17 protein-coding genes are annotated in these 20,585 nt (G+C 70.9%); 10 read left to right on the forward strand and 7 right to left on the reverse strand.

What is annotated here, in order from left to right; all coding sequences use genetic code 11:
- Positions 1-86 precede the first annotated feature (86 nt).
- From ACZ4SW_RS22725 to ACZ4SW_RS22755, 7 genes are all read left to right on the forward strand, one after another.
- On the forward strand, positions 87-1,106 hold the full coding sequence (locus ACZ4SW_RS22725) for a carbohydrate kinase family protein (protein ID WP_468247498.1): 1,020 nt from the start codon (positions 87-89) through the stop codon (positions 1,104-1,106).
- 48 nt (positions 1,107-1,154) lie between these two features.
- A complete protein-coding gene (locus ACZ4SW_RS22730; RefSeq protein ID WP_468247504.1) occupies positions 1,155-2,432 on the forward strand; it encodes an ABC transporter substrate-binding protein in 1,278 nt (425 codons plus the stop codon).
- A 124-nt stretch (positions 2,433-2,556) separates the two neighbouring features.
- Entirely contained in the window at positions 2,557-3,441 is an 885-nt protein-coding gene (locus ACZ4SW_RS22735; RefSeq protein ID WP_468247777.1) for a carbohydrate ABC transporter permease, read from the forward strand.
- Positions 3,438-4,307 carry a carbohydrate ABC transporter permease gene (locus ACZ4SW_RS22740; protein WP_468247507.1) on the forward strand — a complete coding sequence of 290 codons (870 nt, stop codon included), beginning with the start codon at positions 3,438-3,440 and terminating at the stop codon, positions 4,305-4,307. Before ACZ4SW_RS22735 ends, ACZ4SW_RS22740 begins: the two co-directional genes overlap by 4 nt.
- A gap of 84 nt (positions 4,308-4,391) precedes the next feature.
- Positions 4,392-5,318, forward strand: coding sequence for an alkaline phosphatase family protein (locus ACZ4SW_RS22745; protein ID WP_468247783.1), 927 nt, complete (start codon positions 4,392-4,394; stop codon positions 5,316-5,318).
- A 3-nt stretch (positions 5,319-5,321) separates the two neighbouring features.
- Positions 5,322-8,240 carry a glycoside hydrolase family 2 TIM barrel-domain containing protein gene (locus ACZ4SW_RS22750; RefSeq protein ID WP_468247512.1) on the forward strand — a complete coding sequence of 973 codons (2,919 nt, stop codon included), beginning with the start codon at positions 5,322-5,324 and terminating at the stop codon, positions 8,238-8,240.
- 35 nt (positions 8,241-8,275) lie between these two features.
- The gene (locus ACZ4SW_RS22755) at positions 8,276-10,117 is read left to right on the forward strand and encodes a LamG-like jellyroll fold domain-containing protein (RefSeq protein WP_468247516.1); all 1,842 of its coding nucleotides are present in this window, start codon (positions 8,276-8,278) and stop codon (positions 10,115-10,117) included.
- Between the two features lie 16 nt (positions 10,118-10,133).
- On the opposite strand, the gene ACZ4SW_RS22760 is transcribed toward ACZ4SW_RS22755, so the two are convergent.
- From ACZ4SW_RS22760 to ACZ4SW_RS22780, 5 genes are all read right to left on the reverse strand, one after another.
- Positions 10,134-10,847, reverse strand: coding sequence for a DUF4232 domain-containing protein (locus ACZ4SW_RS22760; protein ID WP_468247523.1), 714 nt, complete (start codon positions 10,845-10,847; stop codon positions 10,134-10,136).
- A 168-nt stretch (positions 10,848-11,015) separates the two neighbouring features.
- Complete coding sequence (locus ACZ4SW_RS22765) at positions 11,016-11,471, reverse strand: MaoC family dehydratase (RefSeq protein ID WP_468247529.1); 456 nt, start codon at positions 11,469-11,471, stop codon at positions 11,016-11,018.
- A gap of 14 nt (positions 11,472-11,485) precedes the next feature.
- Positions 11,486-12,991: an o-succinylbenzoate--CoA ligase gene (gene menE / locus ACZ4SW_RS22770; RefSeq protein ID WP_468247535.1), complete on the reverse strand. Its 1,506-nt coding sequence runs from the start codon at positions 12,989-12,991 to the stop codon at positions 11,486-11,488.
- A gap of 11 nt (positions 12,992-13,002) precedes the next feature.
- Positions 13,003-13,878 (reverse strand): amidohydrolase family protein, encoded by an 876-nt coding sequence (locus ACZ4SW_RS22775; protein ID WP_468247538.1) that lies wholly within the window; start codon positions 13,876-13,878, stop codon positions 13,003-13,005.
- On the reverse strand, positions 13,878-14,795 hold the full coding sequence (locus ACZ4SW_RS22780) for an SDR family NAD(P)-dependent oxidoreductase (RefSeq protein ID WP_468247541.1): 918 nt from the start codon (positions 14,793-14,795) through the stop codon (positions 13,878-13,880). Before ACZ4SW_RS22780 ends, ACZ4SW_RS22775 begins: the two co-directional genes overlap by 1 nt.
- Positions 14,796-15,056: 261 nt before the next feature.
- Here ACZ4SW_RS22780 and ACZ4SW_RS22785 point away from each other — a divergent pair, with 261 nt between their 5' ends.
- Both ACZ4SW_RS22785 and ACZ4SW_RS22790 read left to right on the forward strand, forming a co-directional pair.
- Positions 15,057-15,482 carry a MarR family winged helix-turn-helix transcriptional regulator gene (locus tag ACZ4SW_RS22785; protein WP_468247787.1) on the forward strand — a complete coding sequence of 142 codons (426 nt, stop codon included), beginning with the start codon at positions 15,057-15,059 and terminating at the stop codon, positions 15,480-15,482.
- A gap of 4 nt (positions 15,483-15,486) precedes the next feature.
- Entirely contained in the window at positions 15,487-16,269 is a 783-nt protein-coding gene (locus ACZ4SW_RS22790) for an IclR family transcriptional regulator (protein WP_468247545.1), read from the forward strand.
- 224 nt (positions 16,270-16,493) lie between these two features.
- On the opposite strand, the gene ACZ4SW_RS22795 is transcribed toward ACZ4SW_RS22790, so the two are convergent.
- A complete protein-coding gene (locus ACZ4SW_RS22795; protein ID WP_468247550.1) occupies positions 16,494-17,759 on the reverse strand; it encodes a DUF4241 domain-containing protein in 1,266 nt (421 codons plus the stop codon).
- 342 nt (positions 17,760-18,101) lie between these two features.
- Here ACZ4SW_RS22795 and ACZ4SW_RS22800 point away from each other — a divergent pair, with 342 nt between their 5' ends.
- The gene (locus ACZ4SW_RS22800) at positions 18,102-19,505 is read left to right on the forward strand and encodes a glycoside hydrolase family 16 protein (RefSeq protein ID WP_468247553.1); all 1,404 of its coding nucleotides are present in this window, start codon (positions 18,102-18,104) and stop codon (positions 19,503-19,505) included.
- Positions 19,506-19,601: 96 nt separating this feature from the next.
- Here ACZ4SW_RS22800 and ACZ4SW_RS22805 read toward each other — a convergent pair whose 3' ends face one another.
- Complete coding sequence (locus ACZ4SW_RS22805) at positions 19,602-20,489, reverse strand: helix-turn-helix domain-containing protein (protein ID WP_468247557.1); 888 nt, start codon at positions 20,487-20,489, stop codon at positions 19,602-19,604.
- Between the last annotated feature and the right edge of the window lie 96 nt (positions 20,490-20,585).

Genomic DNA, 20,585 nt, shown 5'->3' on the forward strand with positions numbered 1-20,585 from the left:
CTTCTGCTTGAGTATTGACCAATCTCGTCGGGGAGCGCACGATTCCGTGCACCGAGTTTGAGCAGTTCTGACGAGAGGACCCACGCGTGGACGCCGACCGGCCCGAGGTGCTGTTGACCGGGCTGCTCTTCTACGACCTCGTCCTCACAGGCCTGGGCAAAGCACCGACACCGGGCGAGGAGATCTGGACGGCGGGCATGGGCTGCGGCCCGGGCGGCATCGCGAACCTCGCGGTGGCCGCCGCCCGCTTCGGCCTGAGGACCTCCCTGGCCACGGTCTTCGGCGACGACTTCTACGGCGCGTACTGCCGGGACGTCATCGGTCACCGGGAACACATCGACCTCTCGCTCTCCCGCACCGCCAACGGCTGGCCCACCCCCGTCACCGTCTCGCTCGCGCACGGGAACGACCGGGCCCTGGTCACGCACGGCCAGGAGCCCCCGTACTCGCAGGACGAGCTGATGGGCGAGGTGCCCGAGGCACGCACCGCCCTCGTGCACCTCGAGGCCGAGCCCCGCGCCTGGCTCGGCAAGGCCGCCGCGAACGGCACCCAGATCTACGCCGACGTGGGCTGGGACCCCACCCAGCGGTGGTCCCGGGACCTCCTCGACCAGCTCTCCCTGTGCCACGCCTTCCTCCCCAACGAGACCGAGGCGATGGCGTACACCCGCACCGACAGCGCCGTCGCCGCGCTCGGCACGCTCTCCGAGCTCGTGCCGGTCGCCGTGGTCACCCGCGGCGGCGACGGCGCGGTGGCCGTCGACCAGACGACCGGCGAGTACGCGGAGGCCCCGGCGCTCGACGTCGACGTGCTGGACGCGACGGGCGCCGGCGACGTGTTCGGCGCGAGCTTCGTCGCGGCCTCGCTCGGAGGCTGGCCGCTTCAGGAACGGCTGCGGTTCGCGGTGCTCTGCGCGGGACTGTCCGTCCGGCACCACGGCGGGGCCCTCGCCGCGCCGGGCTGGTACGGCGTCGACCGCTGGTGGCGCTCCCTGACCGACCCCGACCTCAGGCGCGCGTACGGCTTCCTGGCCGACCGCATCCCCGCGAACGTGGGCCCACCCGTGACCTACGCCCCCGTCACCCCGCCCGCATGGCGGAACTGACTCCCGAACGCCCCTCACCACGTCGAACAGGAACAACAGGAGTGACCCGTGGACCTTTCTCGTAGAGGCTTCCTCCAGGCCGCCGCGCTCACCGCGGCCGCGTCCGGCCTGACCGCCGCATGCGGCAGCGGCTCAGGATCGAGCAGCACCAAGAACGGCAAGGACCTCACCTTGTGGTACTGGGGCGGCGCACTCAGCGACAAGGTGGTCGCGGAGGCCAAGACGCACTTCAGCAGCCAGGTCAAGCTGACCGTCTCGTCCATCGGCGGCGACTTCAAGCAGAAGCTCACCACCACCCTCGCCGCGGGCACCTCCGTGCCCGACATCACCGGCATCAAGGGCGAGGACATGGCGTCCTTCCTGCCCAACGCCGGCCGCTTCCTCGACCTCAACGACCTGGGCTTCAAGAAGATCTCGTCCCAGTACCTGGACTGGAAGACCAAGCTCGCCCAGACCACCGACGGCAAGCAGATCGGCTTCCCGATCGACATCGGTCCCACCGCGCTCTTCTACCGCGCGGACCTGTTCGCCAAGGCCGGGCTGCCCACCGACCCCGACAAGGTCGCCGCCCAGGCCAAGACGTGGGAGGACTACTTCGCGCTCGGCACCGAGCTGAAGAAGAAGGTCCCCGGCACCTACCTGGTCAACAACATCAGCTCGGTGTTCACCATGGCGGTCGGCCAGGGCACCCAGCGGTTCATCGACAAGAACAACCACTTCATCGGCGACCAGGACCACATCCGCACCGCGTGGACCACGGCGGTGCGCCCCTACACCCTCGGCCTCGACGCCAAGATCAACGACAACACCTGGAACGCCGCCATTGGCAAGAGCCTGACCACCGAACTCGGTGCGGCCTGGCACGCGCTGGACATCGAGCAGGCCGCCCCGGGCACCAAGGGCAAGTGGCGGGTGTGCGCCATGCCCGGCGGGCCGGCCAACCAGGGCGGCTCCTACCTGGCCCTGCCCAAGCAGTGCCGCAACCCCGAAGAAGCGTTCAAGATCATCAGCTGGATCCTCAGCCCGGCCAACGACGCCCGCGGCTTCACCGACGCCGCCATCTTCCCCGCCGCCCCGGCCGCGTACGCCATGCCGGCCATGACGGGCCCCGACGCCTTCTTCGGCGGGCAGAAGATCATCGAGGTGTTCGGCCCGGCCGCCAAGGCCATCCCGGACAGCTACGAGGCGCCCGCCGACGCCGCCGTCATGGCCCCGTACATGACGGAACTGACCAACATCGAGGCCAAGGGCAAGAAGCCCGACGACGCCTGGAAGGACGCCGTCAGCCAGGCCAAGCAGATCGCCCGGCGACAGGGGGTGAACTGAGGTGTCGTCACCTCCGGTCACCGGCCCCGCCACGGTGCCCGGGCACCGTGGCGGGCCGAGCCCGGCCCGGTTCCGCCCCCGGCGCGCCACGCTCGCGGGCACCGCTCGGCCCAGGCGGCGCGGGCTGCTGTCGTACTGGCGGCAGTACCTGGCGATCTCGCCCTTCTACCTGATCTTCATCGCCTTCTCCTTCTTCCCCGTCTTCTACTCGCTGTACCTGGCCTTCCAGCGCTGGGACGGCATGGGCACCATGCAGTTCGTGGGCCTGCAGCAGTTCCGGTTCCTCTGGTCGGACCCGGTCTTCTGGCTGTCGATCCGCAACACCCTGGTGATCTGGGTCCTGTCCACCGTTCCCACGCTCTTCGGCGCCCTGGTGCTGGCGACGCTGCTGCACTCGGTGCGCCGCTTCAAGGGCTTCTACCGCATCGCCCTCTACGTACCGAACGTCACCTCGATCGTCGCGGTGGCGATCTTCTTCGGCGCGGTGTTCAGCAACAACTTCGGTCTGGTCAACGCGATCCTGGGCATGGTGGGCGTCTCGCCCGTCCCGTGGCTGAGCAACCCGTGGCTGATCAAACTGGTCATCGCGCTGCTGATGACCTGGATGTGGACCGGCTACAACATGATCATCTATCTGGCCGGTCTCCAGGCGATCCCGACGTCGATCTACGAGGCCGCGAAGATGGACGGTGCCGGGCCCGTCCGCACCTTCTTCCAGATCACCATCCCGATCATGCGGCCCATCATCCTGTTCACCGTCATCATCTCCACCATCAACGGCCTGCAGAGCTTCAGCGAACCCCAGGTGCTGTTCGCCAGCAACGCCGCCAACGCGAACCTCGGCGGCCCGGGCCAGGCCGGTCTGACCACGTTGCTGTACTTCTACCAGTCGGCCTTCCTCAACAACGACTACGGCTACGGAGCGGCCATCGTGTGGGCGTTCTTCGTGCTGATCCTCGTGCTGGTCGCCGTCAACTGGCGCATCACGCGAGGAGGGAGGAAGTCATGACGACGGCGGACACGACTCGGCCGGCCACGCGCGCGCGGCGGCTGCGCCGCCCCAAGGGCCTGACCGCGCACATCATCCTCATGCTGGCCGTCCTGATCTCGGTCTTCCCCTTCGCGTGGACGATCGTCATGGCGACCAACACCACCCAGGAGATCTACAAGAGCCCGCCGAAGCTGACGTTCGGCTCCCACCTGCTGGAGAACATCCGGCATGTGCTGCACACCATCGACTTCTTCGGGTCGATGCTCAACACGGTGATGGTCGCGTGCGTCACCACCGCCCTGGTGCTGTTCATCGACTCCCTGGCGGCCTTCACCTTCGCCAAGTTCGACTTCCCCGGACGCAAGGTCCTCTTCGGCACGCTGCTGTTGTTCATGATGCTGCCGCTCCAACTGGCGATCCTGCCGCAGTTCATCCTCATGTCCAAGATCGGCTGGGTCGGCATGCTCAAGGCGCTGGCCCTGCCCTCCCTCGCCAACGCCTTCGGCATCTTCTGGCTTCACCAGTACATCCAGAACGGCGTGCCCGACGAACTGCTCGACGCCGCGCGCATCGACGGCGCCGGGTTCTTCCGCCAGTACTGGAACATAGCGCTGCCGATGATCAGGCCGGCACTGTCCTTCCTCGCCATCTACGCCTTCGTCAACTGCTGGAACGACTACATCTGGCCGCTCGTCGTGCTCACCAACCCCGACCACGTGACCCTCCAGGTCGAGCTCGCCCAGCTCAACGTCGGCCACACCACCGACTACAGCATGGTCATGGCCGGTGTGCTCATGGCGGCCCTCCCGCTGGTCGTGGTCTTCAGCATCTTCGCCCGCGGGTTCATAGCGGGCGCCACCGAGGGAGCGGTGCAGGGCAGCTGAACCGGTGCCGCGAGAGAGAGGTGAGCAGTGACGAATGACGCCCGCGGCGGGCGGCGAGAGCGCGGCAAGGTGCTGGTGGTGGGCATGGACGGGCTGCGCTTCGACCGGCTGCCCCGCCCCCCGTCTCCGGACGGAGGCTCCCCCGTCTCGCTTCGCTCGCCGTCCATGGCACCCGTGCTGCACGGCCTGATGGCCGCGGGCGCCCACGGCACCAGCCTGCTGCCCTACGGCGAGGCGGACGGTCAGGCCGACGACGGGCCGTCGACCGGCATGGCCTACACCGACTCCGGACCCGGCTGGTCGAGCGTGCTCACCGGGGTGTGGCCCGACCGCCACGGGGTGAGGGGCAACGACTTCACCGGTGCCGACTACGCCCGCTACCCCGACTTCCTGAGCCGCGCCGTCACCGCCCGGCCCGGTCTGCGCACCGCGGCCGCGGTGTCCTGGCCGGAACTGGTGCACCGCGGCACCCTCGGCCCCGCCGTCGGCCGGCGTGCGTACTTCGACGGCGAGTCCCACGGCTACGAGACCGCGGACGACCTCGTCGCCCGCACCGCCGCACGCTGGCTCACCGAGGACGACCCGGACGTCGTGTTCGTGTACTTCGGCGCCACCGACGAGGCCGGCCACGCCACGGGCCCCCTCTCCCCCGCCTACGACCACGCCCTCCTGACCCAGGACACCCACCTCGGGCGGCTGCTGGAGGCCATCGACGCCCGGCGCTCCGACCCCGCCCGTGCGGACGAGCGCTGGACCGTGCTGGTCACCACGGACCACGGCCACCTCGACACCGGTGGCCACGGCGGCGACACGCGTGCCGAGCGGGAGGTCTTCGTCGTCCTCGCCGAACCCGGCCTGCCCGGCGGCACCCGGCTGCCCACGCCCCGCCTCGTCGACATCGCCCCCACCGTCCTGGACCGGCTCGGCGTCCCCCTCGACCCCGCCTGGGGACTGCAGGGCCGCGTCCTGACCGGCTCCCCGCCACTCACGCCACCACCGACTTCGGAATAGGTCATGACCGACCCCCTTATCGCCCTGCGCCCCTGGCAGGCCCCCGAACTGACCTCCTGGGAACGCCTGCCCATGAACGCCGTCGACCGGCGCTCCGGAGCACTCCCCCTGGACGGCGACTGGCGCTTCCAGTTGCTGCCCACTCCGGACGCGCCGGTCGGCGGTGCCTGGTCCTCGGCGCGCGTTCCCGGCGCCTGGACCCTGCAGGGCACCGACGACCTGCCGCAGTACACCAACGTCCGCATGCCGTTCCCCGACTTCCCGCCCGGCTCGCCCGACGCCAACCCGACGGGCGTGTACGAGCGCGAGGTCGTGGTGCCCGGCGAGTGGGCCGGGCAGCGGATCGTGCTCCAGGTCGGCGCCGCCGAGAGCGTGCTGCTGGTGCACGTGGACGGAAGGCCCGTCGGCATCTCCAAGGACTCCCATCTGGCCGCCGAGTTCGACCTGAGCGGGGTCCTGCGGCCGGGGGCGCGCGCCACCGTGCGCCTGACCGTCGTCAAGTGGTCCGACGCCTCGCACATCGAGGACCAGGACCAGTGGTGGCACGGCGGCATCACCCGGTCCGTGCTGCTGTACGCGACGGATCCGCTGCACCTGGCGGACGTGACCGTGCGGGCGCGGCGGGACGGCGAGCTGCGCGTCGACTGCCGGGTGCGCGACGTGCGCGGGGCACTGCCCGAGGGGTGGTACGTCAGCGGCGAGCTGGAGGGCCACCTTCTCGCGCAGGACACGGAGTTCGACCGCGTCAACGCCGAGGACGACCGCGTCTCCGACTTCCTCGGCGAGGCCCGCATCCGCACCACCGTTCCCGACGTGCGCACCTGGAACGCCGAGACGCCGGAGCTGTACGACCTCACCGTCCGCCTGCACCGCGCCGACGGCTCCGTCGCCGACACCTCGCACCACCGCGTCGGCTTCCGTGATGTCGAGATCGCCGGCCGGGACCTGCTGGTCAACGGCGAGCGCGTGTTCATCCGGGGTGTGAACCGCCACGACTTCCACCCGCTGACCGGCCGCACGGTGTCGTACGAGGACATGCGCGCGGACCTGGTGACCCTCAAACGGTTCGGCTTCAACGCGATCCGCACCTCCCACTACCCGAACGACCCGGCCCTGTACGACCTCGCCGACGAACTCGGCTTCTACGTCGTCGACGAGGCCGACATCGAGTCCCACGACCACGCCCACGAGATCGCCGACGACCCGCGCTATCTGAACGCCTTCGTGGACCGGGTCTCGCGCATGGTGCTGCGCGACAAGAACCACCCGTCGATCATCATCTGGTCACTGGGCAACGAGTCCGACTACGGCGCGAACCACGACGCGGCCGCGGGCTGGGTGCGGCGGCACGACCCGACGCGGCCGATCCAGTACGAGGGGGCCGCCAAGCTCGACTGGGCGGCGACCGACGACGCCTCCGACATCGCCTGCCCCATGTACGCGCCGCTCGAGGACTGCGTGGCCCACGCCCTGTCGGGCCGGCAGACCCGGCCCCTGATCCAGTGCGAGTACTCGCACGCCATGGGCAACAGCAACGGCACGCTCGCGGACCATTGGGCGGCCATCGAGTCAACGCCGGGTCTTCAGGGCGGGTTCATCTGGGAGTTCTGGGACCACGGAATTCTGCAACGCGTGAGCGACGGCAGACCCGCCGGGCGCGCGGGCGCCGGGCTGTACGACAACGGTGTCGCCGCGCCCGGCCACCGCTGGGCGTACGGCGGCGACTTCGGCGAGACCCTCCACGACGGCGCGTTCATCGCGGACGGTGTCGTCTTCCCGGACCGCACCCCCAAGCCCTCTCTGTACGAGCACCGGGAGATCGCGGCGCCGGTGCGCATCGAGTGCTTCAAGCACGAGGGCATCGTCCTCGGCAACCACCAGCACTTCCGCGGCCTGGACTGGCTGACCGGCACGTGGGAGCTGTCCCTCGCCGACGGTCGCAGGCTCACCGCGCCCGCCGAGCTGCCGGACCTGCGGCCCGGCGAGACGGCGGCGGTGCCGCTGCCCTTCGAGCTGCCGCGCGACGGCGGCGAGGCCTGGCTGACGCTGCGGGTGACCGTGGCCGAGGACCAGCCGTGGGCGCCCCGCGGCACCGAGCTGTGCGTGCCGCAGATCCGGCTGCGCGGGCCCGACGCCGCCGAGGAAGCCGCCGTGGACGGGCTCGTGGAGGTCGACGGCGAGGGCCTGCTGGTCCATCCCCTGCTGACGGCCGCCCCGACGCTGTCCCTGTGGCGTGCGCCCACGGACAACGACGAGCTGGGCGGCATGGCGCTGCGCTGGCGGACCTGGGGCCTGGACTCGCTGGTCCGCAAGGTCGTCTCGGTGCGCCGGGACGACGGCCGGGTGACCGTGGACGCCGAGTACGCCGGCACCGTCGGGGTCGTGCGGCACCGGCAGGTGTTCACGGCGGTGGAGGGCGGCGTGCGGGTCGACGAAGAGGCCGTGCTGCCCGAGGAGTTCGACGACGTGGCGCGGGTCGGGTCGGTGTTCGAGACGACGCCGGGTCTGGACCTGCTGGAGTGGTTCGGGCAGGGGCCCTGGGAGTCGTACCCCGACCGCAGCGCGGGCGCGCCGGTCGGCCATCACTCCGTCCGCGTCGACGACCTGTTCACCCCTTATCTGCGTCCGCAGGAGAGCGGCGGCCGGCACGGCGTGCGCCGGTTCACGCTGTCGGCGCCGGACGCGACCGGCCTCGCGGTCGTGCTCGACGAGCCGCGCCAGGTCTCCGTCACCCGGCACCGCGCCGAGGATCTGACGGCCGCCTCGCACCACGACGAGCTGGTGCCGCGTTCCGGGTGCGTGGTGCACATCGACGCGGCGCACCGGGGGCTGGGCACGGCGTCGTGCGGCCCCGACACCTTCCCCGAGTACCGCATCCCGCCGGGCGTCCACCGCTGGAGCTGGACGCTGCGCGTTCTGTAGAACTCCCCGTTCTCCTGCCCTTTTACGGAGCACACGTGTGCACTTCCCATGACCACAACCAGGGCGAGGCCGTGCAGGCCGGTGCCGGAAGACGCGGTTTCCTCAGGGCCACCGCCCTGCTGGGCGCCGCCGCCACGGCCGGGGTCGCGCTGCCGGCCGTCGCCGAGGCGGCCGAGAGGAGCGTCTGGCGGCCGGATGCGGACAGCCGTCGCTTCACCCTCGCGGTGATGCCGGACACCCAGTACCTCTTCGACGGGCCCAGCATCAACCCGGCGCCCATCGAGGCGTCCCTGCGCTTTCTGCTGGAGCACGCCCGGGACGAGAACATCGTCTTCCTGTCCCACCTGGGCGACCTCACCCAGAACGGCGCCAAGGAGGAGTTCGCCGCGATCAGCCGGGCGTTCGGCATCCTCGACCGGCGCGGCGTCGGATACAGCGTCCTGGCCGGCAACCACGACGTGAGGTCCTCGACGGACGACCAGCGCGGCTCGACGCCGTACCTGGACGCCTTCGGGCCGCAGCGCTTCACGGGCAAGCCGACGTTCGGCGGCGCCTCTCCGGACGGCTACAACACCTACCACCTCTTCAAGGCGGCGGGCCGCGAGTGGCTGGTGCTGGCCCTGGACTGGCGGCTGTCGGCGAAGGGGTACGCCTGGGCGAAGGACGTCCTGGCCCGGCACCCGAAGACGCCGGTCATCCTCACCACCCATGAACTCGTCGTCGAGGACGACCAGTTGTCCACGTACGGGCAGCAGCTCTGGGACCAGTTGATCCAGGACCACGACCAGATCTTCCTGACCCTGAACGGCCACTACTGGCCGGCGGGCCGGGCCACCCGCAAGAACGCGGCCGGCAACGAGGTGCACCTGCACCTGACGAACTACCAGAACCGCTACTTCGGCGGCGCGGCGATGATCCGGCTGTACCACTTCGACCTGGACCGGAACGTCATCGACGTGGAGACGGTCTCCCCCTGGATCCTCGGCCGGGCCAAGCAGGGGCTCAACGAGCTGGAGCGGCAGGAGATCGAGCTCAGCGGGGACGCCGACCGGTTCTCGGTCGAGATCGACTTCACGGAGCGCTTCGCCGGCTTCGACCCGGTCCCGGCCCGCCCGGCGCGGCCCGCGCCGAAGATGCTGATCCCGGGCACGGTCGCCTACTGGCGGTTCGAGTCGCCCGTCTCCGGCACCGTCCGCGACCTGTCCGGCCGCGGCAACGACCTCACCGTGGTGCCGGTGGGCGGCGGCTCGCTCGGCTGGTCGCCGGACCACCATCCCGACCAGCCGGGCCACGGCAGCCTGGAGTTCCAGGGCTACAAGTCCCCGCTGAAGGGCGCGTACCTGCGCACGGTCGACGGGGCTCCGCTCAACTCGGCCACCTTCGAGAGCGGCTACACCATCGAGGCCTTCTACCGGCTGCCCGCCGACTGGGACCCCGACCACAACGCCTGGTCGGGCATCGTCAGCCGTACGGGCACGGGCGGCGCGGCGGGCAAGACGGCCGACGATCCCGACGAGCCGCTGGCCACCCTCTCGCTGTCCAACGACCGTGAGCCGCAGTGGGCGATGCGCCCGCTGAACCAGGAGGGGATCGCCACCAACTGGGGCCAGGAGACCCCGCTGGAGACCTGGTGGCACCTCGCGGTCGTCAACGACGGGAAGCACACGACGCTGTACGTCGAGGGCTGCCCGGTCGTCCGCAACCCCAAGGCCGCCGCGGTGGGGATCACCTCCGTGGGTCTGCCGTGGCTGCTCGGCGGCTACGAGTACGCCGGGAAGATCGACCAGATCCTGCACGGCCGCCTCGGCGACGTACGGATCGTCGAACGGGCGCTGCCCGTCACGTCCTTCATGAACCAGCCGGCAAGCCGCCGCTGAAACGACGGCTTGTCGGCTAGCGGGTGACGGGACCGACGATCACCGACGGGTCCCCGGGACCGTCACCCTTGGCGGGCAGGTTCACCGTGAGCCGCAGGATGTGCGGGTGGATCTCGCGCGGCGGGGTGATCACCACACGCGTGTAGGTCGTTCCGCTGCCGCCGCCGTAGTTCTGCGGCACGACCAGCACGAAGGTAGCGCTCCGGCCGGGAGTGAGGACGACGGTGTGCGGGGCTTCCACGCTGCGCCGGGCATGGACGTGTCCTTCCCTGCCGACCAGGTCCACGCCCGGGAAGCCGCGCAGGGAGCAGGTGGCGGGACCCGAGTTGGTCAGCCTCACGGGAATGTTGGAGTACGGGCCCTTGCCGTACGCGGCGCCCTTGGCGAAGGTCAGATGCGCGGTCCGGCAGGGGGCGGCGGCCCTGGCGGTGGTCCGCGGTCCCGCGGACGCCGTGGCCGAGCCGGACGCCGTGGACGAGCCGGGCGCCGTCGAGCCGGGCGTGCCGCTGGTGCCACCGGTCGCGGTGCCGGGGGTGGCCGTCGCCGAGGTGCCACCGCCCGCCGAACCGCTGCCGGAGCCCGGGGTGTGGCCCGACGACGACGCCGTGGCGGACGGAGCGGCGCTCACTCCGCTGCGCTTGCCGTCGTCGCCGTTGCAACCGGTGAGGGCGAGGCCGGCCGCGAGCACCACGGCGGCGGCCGACACCTTGCGGAACTGCTGCACGCGCATGAGCTTCCCCCTGGTCTGGATGCCGGACCCGCCGCGCGGGCCCTGCATGCCAGTAAGACGGGGGAAGGGGAGGCGAGGTTGCGGCGGGCGCGGGGAGGACTCCCGTGCGCATTGTCACCCGCCGCCGGGGGAACCCGGGCAGGGCTTCGGGCGTGCCCGGCCCCCGCCTCAGGCGTAGAACCGCGACAGGCTCTGCAGGACGGCCGCGGGCTTCCCGCCGCCGTCGATCTCCACCGTGCCGTCCACGGCGATCTGCACGCCGCCCGGCACGTCCTCCACCGAGGCGAGCCTGGCGACCAGCCGGATGCGGGAGCCGACCTTCACCGGTGCGGGGAAACGTACCTTGTTCAGACCGTAGTTGACCTTCGTCGACACGCCCTCGACCTCCAGCAGCTCGGTGAAGAGCGGGATGAAGAGGGAGAGGGTCAGGTAGCCGTGCGCGATGGGCGCGCCGAACGGGCCGTCCTTCGCCTTCTCCGGGTCGACGTGGATCCACTGATGGTCGCCGGTGGCGTCGGCGAAGGTGTTGATCCGCTCCTGGGTGACCTCGATCCACTCGCTGGTGCCCAGGTCGCTGCCGGCCAGCTTCTTGAGTTCGTCGAGGCCGTTGACGGTGATGCTCATCTCACGTTCCTTGTCTAGGAGTCGGTGCCGTACCGGGAGCGGACCCGGGACTTCAGGAGCTTTCCGGAGGCGGTGCGCGGGAGGGCGTCCGCGATCACCACCGATTTGGGGATCTTGTACTTGGCCAGCCGCCCGGACAGCGAGGCGATCACCTCGTCCGGGTCGAGAGCGGCGCCCTCGCGGGGCACGACGACCGCGCGCGGCACCTCGCCCCACTTGTCGTCGGGCACCCCGATCACGGCGCACTCGACGATGTCCGGGTGGGCGAGGAGCTGGTCCTCGATCTCGGCGGGGTAGACGTTCTCACCCCCCGAGATGATCATGTCCTTGATGCGGTCGACGATGTAGACGTATCCGTCCTCGTCCACGCGGGCCGCGTCGCCGCTGCGGAACCAGCCGTCCGCGAACACGGCCGCGGTCTCCTCCGGCAGGCCCCAGTAGCCGGGCATGACGTGCGGACCGCGCACCACGACCTCGCCGGTCTCGCCGACGTCGACCGGGGCGAGGTCGGGCCGGACGACCCGGACGTCGCTGAAGAAGTGCGGCACACCGGCCGAACCCGCCTTGCTGACCGCGTGCTCGGCGTCCAGGAAGAGCGTGCCGGGCGCCGCCTCGGTCATGCCGTACCCCTGGAGGAAGGTGAGCCCGCGCTCCTGGTACCTCGCGATCAGCGGGGTCGGTACCGGGGAGCCGCCGCAGGTGAGGATGCGCAGACTGGACAGGTCGGCCCCGGACCAACGCGAGTGCCGTGCCACCTGGTCGAACATGGTCGGCACCCCGAACATGAAGGTGATCCGGTGACGCTCGATCAGGTCGAAGGTGGCGTCCGGGTCGAAGGACTCGACCAGGACACAGGTGCCGCCCTTGAGCAGGACCGGCAGGGTGAGCATGTTCAGCCCGGCCGTGTGGAACAACGGGGCGGAGACCAGGGCGCGTTCGTCGGCGATCAGGTCGTGGTCGACGAGGACGTTGAACGCGTTCCAGACCAGGTTGCCGTGCGTGAGCATGGCGCCCTTGGGGCGGCCCGTGGTCCCCGAGGTGTACATGATGATGCAGGTGTCGTCGAGGAGGACGGGCTGGTCGATCGGCTCGTCGCTCGCGGCGGACAGCAACTCCTCGTACTCGGCGCCCACTTCGACGTAGGTGCGCACATCGGTGCTGCCCGGCAGGCCGGCCACCAGCGCGGCCAGCGAGGGCCCGTAGACGAGAGCCTTGGCACCCGAGTCGGCGAGCTGGTAGGCGATCTCGGGTCCGGCGAGGCGGATGTTGAGCGGGACGAAGACCGCGCCGAGGGTGCCCGCGGCGAACAGCGTCTCCAGGTAGGCGGGGTGGTTCGGGCCGAGGTAGGCGATCCGGTCGCCGCGGCGCACGCCCCGGGCGCGCAGGGCGTGCGCGAGGCGGGTGGTGCGTTCGTGCAGCTCCGCGTAGGTGAGGGTGCGGTCGCCGTGGATCAGGGCGGTGCGGTGCGGGGTCTTGCGGGCCCGGCGTGCGGGCCATGACCCCAGTCCCTCGTTGCGCATCTCACGGCCCCTTACGCTTTCGTCAGCCCGAGCAGACGGGCGGCGTTCTCCTTGAGGATCTTCGGCCGGACCTCGTCCTTGATCGACAGCTTGGCGAAGTCGGCGAGCCAGCGGTCGGGGGTGAGGACGGGGAAGTCGGAGCCGAAGAGCACCTTGTCCTTGAGCAAGGTGTTGGCGTACTGCACGAGCTGCGGCGGGAAGTACTTCGGGGACCAGCCGGACAGATCGATGTGCACGCCCGGTTTGTGCGTGGCGACCGCCAGGGCCTCGTCCTGCCAGGGGAAGGACGGGTGCGCGAGGATGATCTTCAGATGGGGGAAGTCGGCTGCGACGTCGTCCACGTGCAGCGGGTTGGAGTACTTCAGGCGGATTCCGCCCCCACCGGGGACTCCGGCGCCGATGCCGGTCTGGCCGGTGTGGAACAGGGCGATGGTGCCGGTCTCCTCGATGACCTCGTACAGGTCGTACGCCACCGAGCGGTCGTTGGGGAAGAAGCCCTGGATGCTGGGGTGGAACTTGAAGCCCTTCACCCCGTACTCCTCGACCAGACGGCGGGCCTGCCGGACGCCGGCCTTGCCGCGGAAGGGGTCGATGGAGGCGAACGGGATCAGCACGTCCGGGTTGGCGGCCGCGGCCTCGGCGACCTCCTCGTTGGGGACCGGCTCGGTGCCGGTGGCGGACTCGGCGTCGACCGTGAAGATCACGGCGGCCATCTTCCGCTCGCGGTAGTAGGCGGCCGTCTCCTCCAGGGTCGGCTTCCGCTTGCCCTCCACCTTGAAGTAGGCGGAGGAGGCGTCGTGCAGGTCGTCGTCCAGCGAGGAGTGTCCCTTGGAGGAGACCTCGGCGTGGGTGTGGACGTCGATCGCGACGAGTTCGTTCAGGTCCATCACGCCTCCGGGAACTTCGGCGCGGGGATGCCGACGGTCTGCGGTTCGGCGCCGACCGAGGTGGCCCACACGTCGGCGAGGGCGTCCGGGGTCCAGCCGCCGTCGGCGTACGCCGCCCTGATCTCCTGCGGATGCGACCAGAGTGCCACCTTGTCGCCGCCGATGCCGATGCACTGGCCGGTCACGCCGCGCGCGGCCTCGGAGGCGAGGAAGGGCACGAGGGCGGCGCAGTCCTCGGGGGTGCCGAAGCCCTCGCCCTTGCGGAGGAAGGCGGGCAGCGGCTCGCCGTTCCTCATCGCCTCGATGTAGGGGGCGAAGGCCGGGATGGTCTCGGTCATGGCGGTGGCGGCGACCGGCACGACGGCGTTGACGGTGATGTTCGCGCGGGCCAGCTCCATCGACCAGGTGCGGGCCATGGCGGCGATGCCGGCCTTGGCGGCGGCGTAGTTCGTCTGGCCGAAGTTGCCGCGCTGGCCGGCCGGGGAGCCCACCAGGATCAGGGTGCCGCCCTCACCCTGCTCACGCATCCGGACGGCGGCGGCGCGGGCGCACGTGAAGGTGCCGCGCAGATGGGTGGTGATCACCGCGTCGAAGTCGTCGTCGGTCATCTTCCACAGCACCTTGTCGCGCAGGATGCCGGCGTTCGTGACCAGGATGTCCAGTCGGCCGAACTCCTCCACGGCGCGGCCCACGAGCCGGTCGGCGGCCTCGCCGGTGCCGACCGCGACGACCTCGGCCACCGCCTTGCCGCCCGCCTCGGTGATGGACTTCACGGCCTGCTCGGCGACGGCCTCGTCGACGTCGTTCACGACCACGGCGGCGCCGTGGGCGGCCAGGGCATGGGCGTAGGCCAGGCCGAGGCCACGGCCGCTTCCGGTGACGACGGCCACCTTGCCGGTGAGATCGATGCTGGGCACGAACGGGTCCCTTCCCTACGGGTCGGCCGCCGGGCGCGCTGCGGCGGGGGCGCCTGCGGCTTCGGCGGCGTGCGGCTTCGAGATCGAAGCTAAGGACAATCATTGTTGTCGTCAATAGTTGTTGCCGACCGGTCCGTGCGGCATGCTGTGGTCAGCAGTCCGTACCGCCTCCGCCCGGAGGCCCGGCCCAGGGAGCCCGTCATCGCCGGCCAGCAGCACGCCCCGACCTCCGCCGACCCCATCGACGCCCGGGAGCCGTGGATGCGCGGGCTGCACGCGGACACCGGCTATCTGCTGTACCGGCTCGGGCTGCGCTCCGGTCAGCTGTTCAACGCCTTCCTCCAGGAGTCGGGCCTGCGGCTGCGCCACTACGCGCTGCTGCGCTTCCTCGCCACCTCCGAGGGCGCCCTCCAGCGGGAGCTGAGCACCTCCCTCGGCTACGACCCGAGCGCGATCGTCGGTCTGGTCGACGACCTGGAGAAGCTGGGGTTCGCCGAGCGACGCCCCTCGCCGGACGACCGGCGCAGCCGTATCGTCGTGCTGACCGAGTCCGGCCGCGCCTTCCTGCGCGACACCGACGAGGCCGGGCTGCGGGTCACGGGCGAACTGCTCCGGCCGCTCGACGCCGAGGAGCGGGACGTCCTGCACGCGCTGCTGCTGAGAGTCGCCGAGAACGGGCTCGGGTGACACCGTGCCGACGACCGCCGACGCGCCGCCCCCGCAGTCGGTGCGCTCCGCGCCCGAGCGGCTGCTCGCCGTGCTCGCGGCCTTCGACCACGCGCATCCGGCGCTCTGTCTGACCGACATCAGCCGCCGGGCCGGACTCACCCTCACCACCACGCACCGGCTGGTGGCGGCGCTGACCGAGTGGGGCGCCCTCGAGCGGGACCCCGACGGCGTCTACCACGTGGGCCTGAGGCTGTGGGAGGTCGCCGCACTCGCCCCGCGCGGACTGGCGCTGCGGCAGGTCGCGCTGCCGTACCTGGAGGACCTGTACGAGGCGACGCACGAGAACGTGCAGCTCGCGGTGCGCGACGGCGCGGACGTCGTGTACATCGAGTGGCTCTCCGGGCGCTCGGCCGTCGGCGTCCACATCCGGGTCGGCGCCCGCTGGCCGCTGCACGCCACCGGGGTCGGTCTCGCGCTGCTGGCCCACAGCGAGCCGGCGTTCCAGGAGACCTACTGCGAGGGGCCGCTGGCCGCGTTCACCCCGTACACCCTCACGGATCCGGTGCGGCTGCGCCGCGAACTGGCCGATGTGCGGCGCGCCGGCGTGGCGGTGAGCAGCCGTCAGGTGACGGACGACGCCCTGTCGGTGGCGGCCCCGGTGCGCGGCCGCGACGGCAGGGTGACCGCGGCGGTGTCGGTCGTGGTCCCGCACGCGACGGCCCAGGTACCGGCCCTCGTCCCGGCGGTGCGGCTGGCGGCACGGGGGATCTCCCGGGCGCTGGGGTGGCAGCCGGACGGGCGCTGAGGTGGGGGCTTCGTTCCGACCGCCGGGTCATCAGGGGGCCCATTCCACCGGGCAGGACGTCGACCGGGAAGCGCCGCCGGGCCCTTCCCCCGGCCGCGGAGCGGGCGCCCTCGCGTCCGGGGCGCCCACCGGGCCCTGGATCGGGCCCCCGGCGAGCGGCGGCTCGGGTAGCCCTTGACCCACACAGGTCTCGCGGCGCGCGGGCCGAGGTGAGCTGCCGTTCGCTATCGCCGGCTCAGACTCTCGTTGAAGTCAACGAGCTCAGTGATGATCGCGCCGATGAACTCGGCCGCGGCTCCGGCACGGCCCGGCTGAGGCCGGGGCCACTCGTCCGCGGCGGTCGGTGACAGGAAGACGGCGGTATCGGGTGCTGTCGGCGGCAGCGCCCGAGCGCCGTGGAGGATGAGCATGTCGGCGACCAGGCAGGTCACCTCCCCCTCCGTCGTACGTCCGATCCAGACCGGGTACGAGCCGTCGCCCATGCCGCTGGGATAGGCGATGAGATTGGTCCCGGTACCGGGATCTGCCGTCTCCCCCGTCTCCGGTCGGTCCTCGAACGCCGCGGCCAAGGCGTCACGCCCGGCCGCGTCGAGGAACGACCCCATGCCGGTGTCCACTCCGAACCCGTAGAACTCCCCCTCGCCGAGCAGCCGTATGTCCTGGCCGGGCCGGACCGCGAGCTCCCAGCTCGCGGTGGGCTTGTCGAGGACCCGCAGCATGGCGGCGGTGTTCTCGCCCCAGCCCTCACCGTCCCATTCCATGGTGGCGATCAACACCGGATACTCCCCCGGCGGCACCGGTACGGTGAACGGCTCGTCGCGCTCACCCAGAGTGCCGGGGTCCGCGGCTATCACCGAGCCGGTGGGAAGGCGCAGGACACCGGCCGTCTCCGGTGCGGTGACGGTCGCGGTGCCGAAGTGGGGGTGGGCGAAGCGACTGCCGGGGGTGAACAGGGCCTCCAGATGGTGGGGGCGCATGCCCGCCGGCACGGACCACGGTCCAGCCGGGGGTTCGGGCTGCTCGTCGTAGGCGGCGAGTGTGAGGGACAGGGCGTCGTCCGTCCGGAATCCGAGCACCCGGGGGTCCGCGTACGCCGCCCAGTCGCCGAATTCCGCGCGCCGCAGGGTCCGGTGCTCTTCGGGGAGGTCGCGCACGGTGTGCAGGCTGCCGCGGTGGTCCAGTTCGACGCGCGCCCTCTCACTGTCGGGTCTCGCGGTGAGCTTGAAGTGCCAGCCGCGTTCCGGGAACTCCGGCTCGTCGGCGGACGTGTGGCGCCACTCCTCGTAGCAGCGCAGATGCAGGAGGCCCGCGGCCAGCTCCCGGTAGTCGTAACCCCGGACGCGTCGCCGCTGTTCGTCGAAGAGGAACAGCCCCAGGTAGTGGTGCGTCCAGTCCACCTGGAACAGCGCTCGCTCCCGGCCCCTGCCGGAGAGCAGCACCGCGTACGGTTCTGCTGCCGCGTCACGCTTGCGCGCCTGCTGCTCACTCATCGGTCCCACAGGCGACCGCGTCTGCGGATCCCATCCCGCGCAGTACATGACCTCGACACTGTTGCGCATACGCGTGATCCCACCCTCCGGCTCCAACGGCTCCGCACCCTAACCGGCGCCTCTGACAGCGCCACACTCAGCGAGTCCTCACGGGAGTCGTCCTCCTTCACCACCTGAACTCCCCACCCCCGAAGGGGCTTTCTCTGCTTCACCTCTTGACGACCGGGGTGCCGGAGAGCACATTGAGCGCGCAACCACCGTCTGAGAGCGCTCTCACAAGAGCCGCGGGCGCTCTCCGGCGGGCACCCGCGCATCAACTCCCCGTACCGAGAGGCACCCCCCATGAGCGATTCCTCCGGCATACCCCGCAGACGGCGCAGCGTGAGGCGGGCGTTCGTCGCCGTCCTCGGCACGATGGGGCTCGCCGTGGCCGCCGCCACCGTGGCCACGCCGTCCGCGAACGCCTCGGCTCCCGCTCCCCCGTCGGGCTGGAGCCAGGTCTTCCTCGACGACTTCAACGGCGCGGCCGGCTCCGGCGTCAACACGTCCAACTGGCAGTACGACACCGGCATCGGCTACCCGGGCGGCCCCGCCAACTGGGGCACCGGCGAGGTCGAGACGATGACCTCCAGCACCAACAACGTCGCGCTGGACGGCAACGGCGACCTGCTCATCACCCCGCGCCGCGACGCGTCCGGCAACTGGACCTCGGGCCGCATCGAGACCACCCGCACCGACTTCCAGCCCCCGGCGGGCGGCAAGCTGCGCGTCGAGGCCCGTATCCAGATGCCGAACGTGACCGGTACCGCCGCCCAGGGCTACTGGCCCGCGTTCTGGATGCTGGGCGCGCCCTACCGGGGGAACTACCAGAACTGGCCCGGTGTCGGCGAGCTGGACATCATGGAGAACGTCCAGGGCCTGAACAAGACGTGGGCCACGATGCACTGCGGCACCAACCCGGGCGGCCCGTGCAACGAGACCAGCGGCATCGGCAACTCCACCGCGTGCCCGAACACGACGTGCCAGTCCGGCTTCCACACCTACACCATGGAGTGGGACCGCTCGGTGAGCCCGGAGGCGATCCGCTTCTCCGTCGACGGCGTCAACTACCAGACGGTCACGGCCAACCAGGTCGACGCGACGACCTGGGCCAACGCCACGAACCACGGGTTCTTCGTCATCCTGAACGTGGCGATGGGCGGCGGCTTCCCGGCGGCGTTCGGCGGCGGTCCGACCAGCGCGACGGAGCCCGGCCACCCGATGGTGGTGGACTACGTCCAGGTCCTTGCGTCCTCGGGCGGTGGGAGCGGTACCACGCCTCCGCCGCCGGGCAACCGGGACGCCTACGGAGCGATCCAGGCCGAGTCGTACGACAGCCAGTCCGGCGTGGCCACCGAGGCCACCACGGACACGGGCGGCGGCCAGGACATCGGCTCGCTGGCGAACGGCGACTGGGCCCTGTACAAGGGCGTCAACTTCGGCTCGACGCCCGCGAAGCAGTTCTACGGCCGGGTCGCGAGCGGTGCGGCGAGCGGGGTGAGCGGACTGGTCGAAGTGCGCCTGGACAGCCGGAGCAACGCACCGATCGGGAGTTTCGCGGTGGCCGACACGGGCGGCTGGCAGAGCTGGAGGACGGTGCCGGCCAACATCTCTTCCGTGACCGGCACGCATGACGTCTATCTGACCTTCACCAGCGGCCAGCCGAACGACTTCGTGAACGTGAACTGGTTCGACTTCGGGCACTGACCGCCTGCCTCCCCCACGGGAAGGGGGCCCCGCGCGAGCGTGGGGCCCCCTTCCCGTGCACGGAGTTCGGCGCAACCCGGCTTCCGTACACGGAGTTCAGCGCAGCTCCGCCCGGAACGCCGCCGGTGTCGTGTCCGTGTGCTGGTGGAAGAACTTGGAGAAGTTAGCGGCGTCGGGGAAGCCCACGGCGGCACCGACGCGGCCTATCGGCAGGTCCGTGTGCGCCAGCAGGCGCTTGGCCTCGAGGACGACGCGCTTGTCGATGAACCCCTTGGGCGTCTGACCGGTGGCGGCACGGACGGCGCGGACCAGGGTGCGGCGGGAGTACCCGAGGGCGTCGGCGTAGGCGCTGACGCTGTGGTTGGTCGCGAAGTCCTTCTCCACCGCGTCCCGGAAGCGGGTGAAGGTGGTGTCGGCCTGGTCGCGGGTGGCTTCGGCGGAGCTGGTCGCGAGGTGCGCGAGGCGGACCAGGAACGCCGTCAGCGAGTGCCGCAGCACCTCGGTGTGCAGGCCGAGGGGCAGCGTGGTGGTGTCCTCGTACTCGCGCCTGAGCTGGGCGAGGGCCGCCCGGAGCGCGGCGAGCTGGGCGGGGTCGGGGTGCAGCAGCGGCGGCAGATCGTAGCGGTACAGCCCCGTGGCCTCCACCGTGGCGCGGGGCAGAAAGCCCGGTTGCATGGTCAGCACGATGCCGCGGTACTCGCTCGCCCGGGAAAAACGGTGGACCTGCCCGGGGCGGATCCACAGAAGGTCGCCGTCGGTCATCTCGTACTCGGCGAAATCCACCATGTGTGTCACGGGGCCGCCAGTGAACAGCATCACCACGTGGAAATCGATGCGGTGGACGCGCTCGAGCGGCGCGTCCCGGTGCCAGGTGCGCTCCGGCTCCATGGGGCCCACCTGCATACCGACGCCGCAGACGCTCAGGTCGACCGGGAACGCGTATGTCCTGATCCCGTCACCGTCTTGGGGGGTTCTGTCCGCCATGTCCTTCTCGTGCCGCCTCGGTACCACTGTCGATGTCCCACTTTCACCGAAGGCTGACACAGGCGCACCTTCCCCGGCAAAAGTCAGACTTTTAGG

It is taken from the genome of Streptomyces sp. NPDC028331 (assembly GCF_055565775.1).

What these genes read in the sequence shown, in the direction of transcription:
- ACZ4SW_RS22740 (WP_468247507.1), top strand. Translation starts at nt 3,438, where the DNA reads ATGACGACGGCGGACACGACTCGGCCGGCCACGCGCGCGCGGCGGCTG.
- ACZ4SW_RS22745 (WP_468247783.1), top strand. Translation starts at nt 4,392, where the DNA reads ATGGACGGGCTGCGCTTCGACCGGCTGCCCCGCCCCCCGTCTCCGGAC.
- ACZ4SW_RS22750 (WP_468247512.1), top strand. Translation starts at nt 5,322, where the DNA reads ATGACCGACCCCCTTATCGCCCTGCGCCCCTGGCAGGCCCCCGAACTG.
- ACZ4SW_RS22760 (WP_468247523.1), bottom strand. Translation starts at nt 10,847, where the DNA reads ATGCGCGTGCAGCAGTTCCGCAAGGTGTCGGCCGCCGCCGTGGTGCTC.
- ACZ4SW_RS22765 (WP_468247529.1), bottom strand. Translation starts at nt 11,471, where the DNA reads ATGAGCATCACCGTCAACGGCCTCGACGAACTCAAGAAGCTGGCCGGC.
- menE (WP_468247535.1), bottom strand. Translation starts at nt 12,991, where the DNA reads ATGCGCAACGAGGGACTGGGGTCATGGCCCGCACGCCGGGCCCGCAAG.
- ACZ4SW_RS22775 (WP_468247538.1), bottom strand. Translation starts at nt 13,878, where the DNA reads ATGGACCTGAACGAACTCGTCGCGATCGACGTCCACACCCACGCCGAG.
- ACZ4SW_RS22785 (WP_468247787.1), top strand. Translation starts at nt 15,057, where the DNA reads ATGCGCGGGCTGCACGCGGACACCGGCTATCTGCTGTACCGGCTCGGG.
- ACZ4SW_RS22795 (WP_468247550.1), bottom strand. Translation starts at nt 17,759, where the DNA reads ATGAGTGAGCAGCAGGCGCGCAAGCGTGACGCGGCAGCAGAACCGTAC.
- ACZ4SW_RS22800 (WP_468247553.1), top strand. Translation starts at nt 18,102, where the DNA reads ATGAGCGATTCCTCCGGCATACCCCGCAGACGGCGCAGCGTGAGGCGG.
- ACZ4SW_RS22805 (WP_468247557.1), bottom strand. Translation starts at nt 20,489, where the DNA reads ATGGCGGACAGAACCCCCCAAGACGGTGACGGGATCAGGACATACGCG.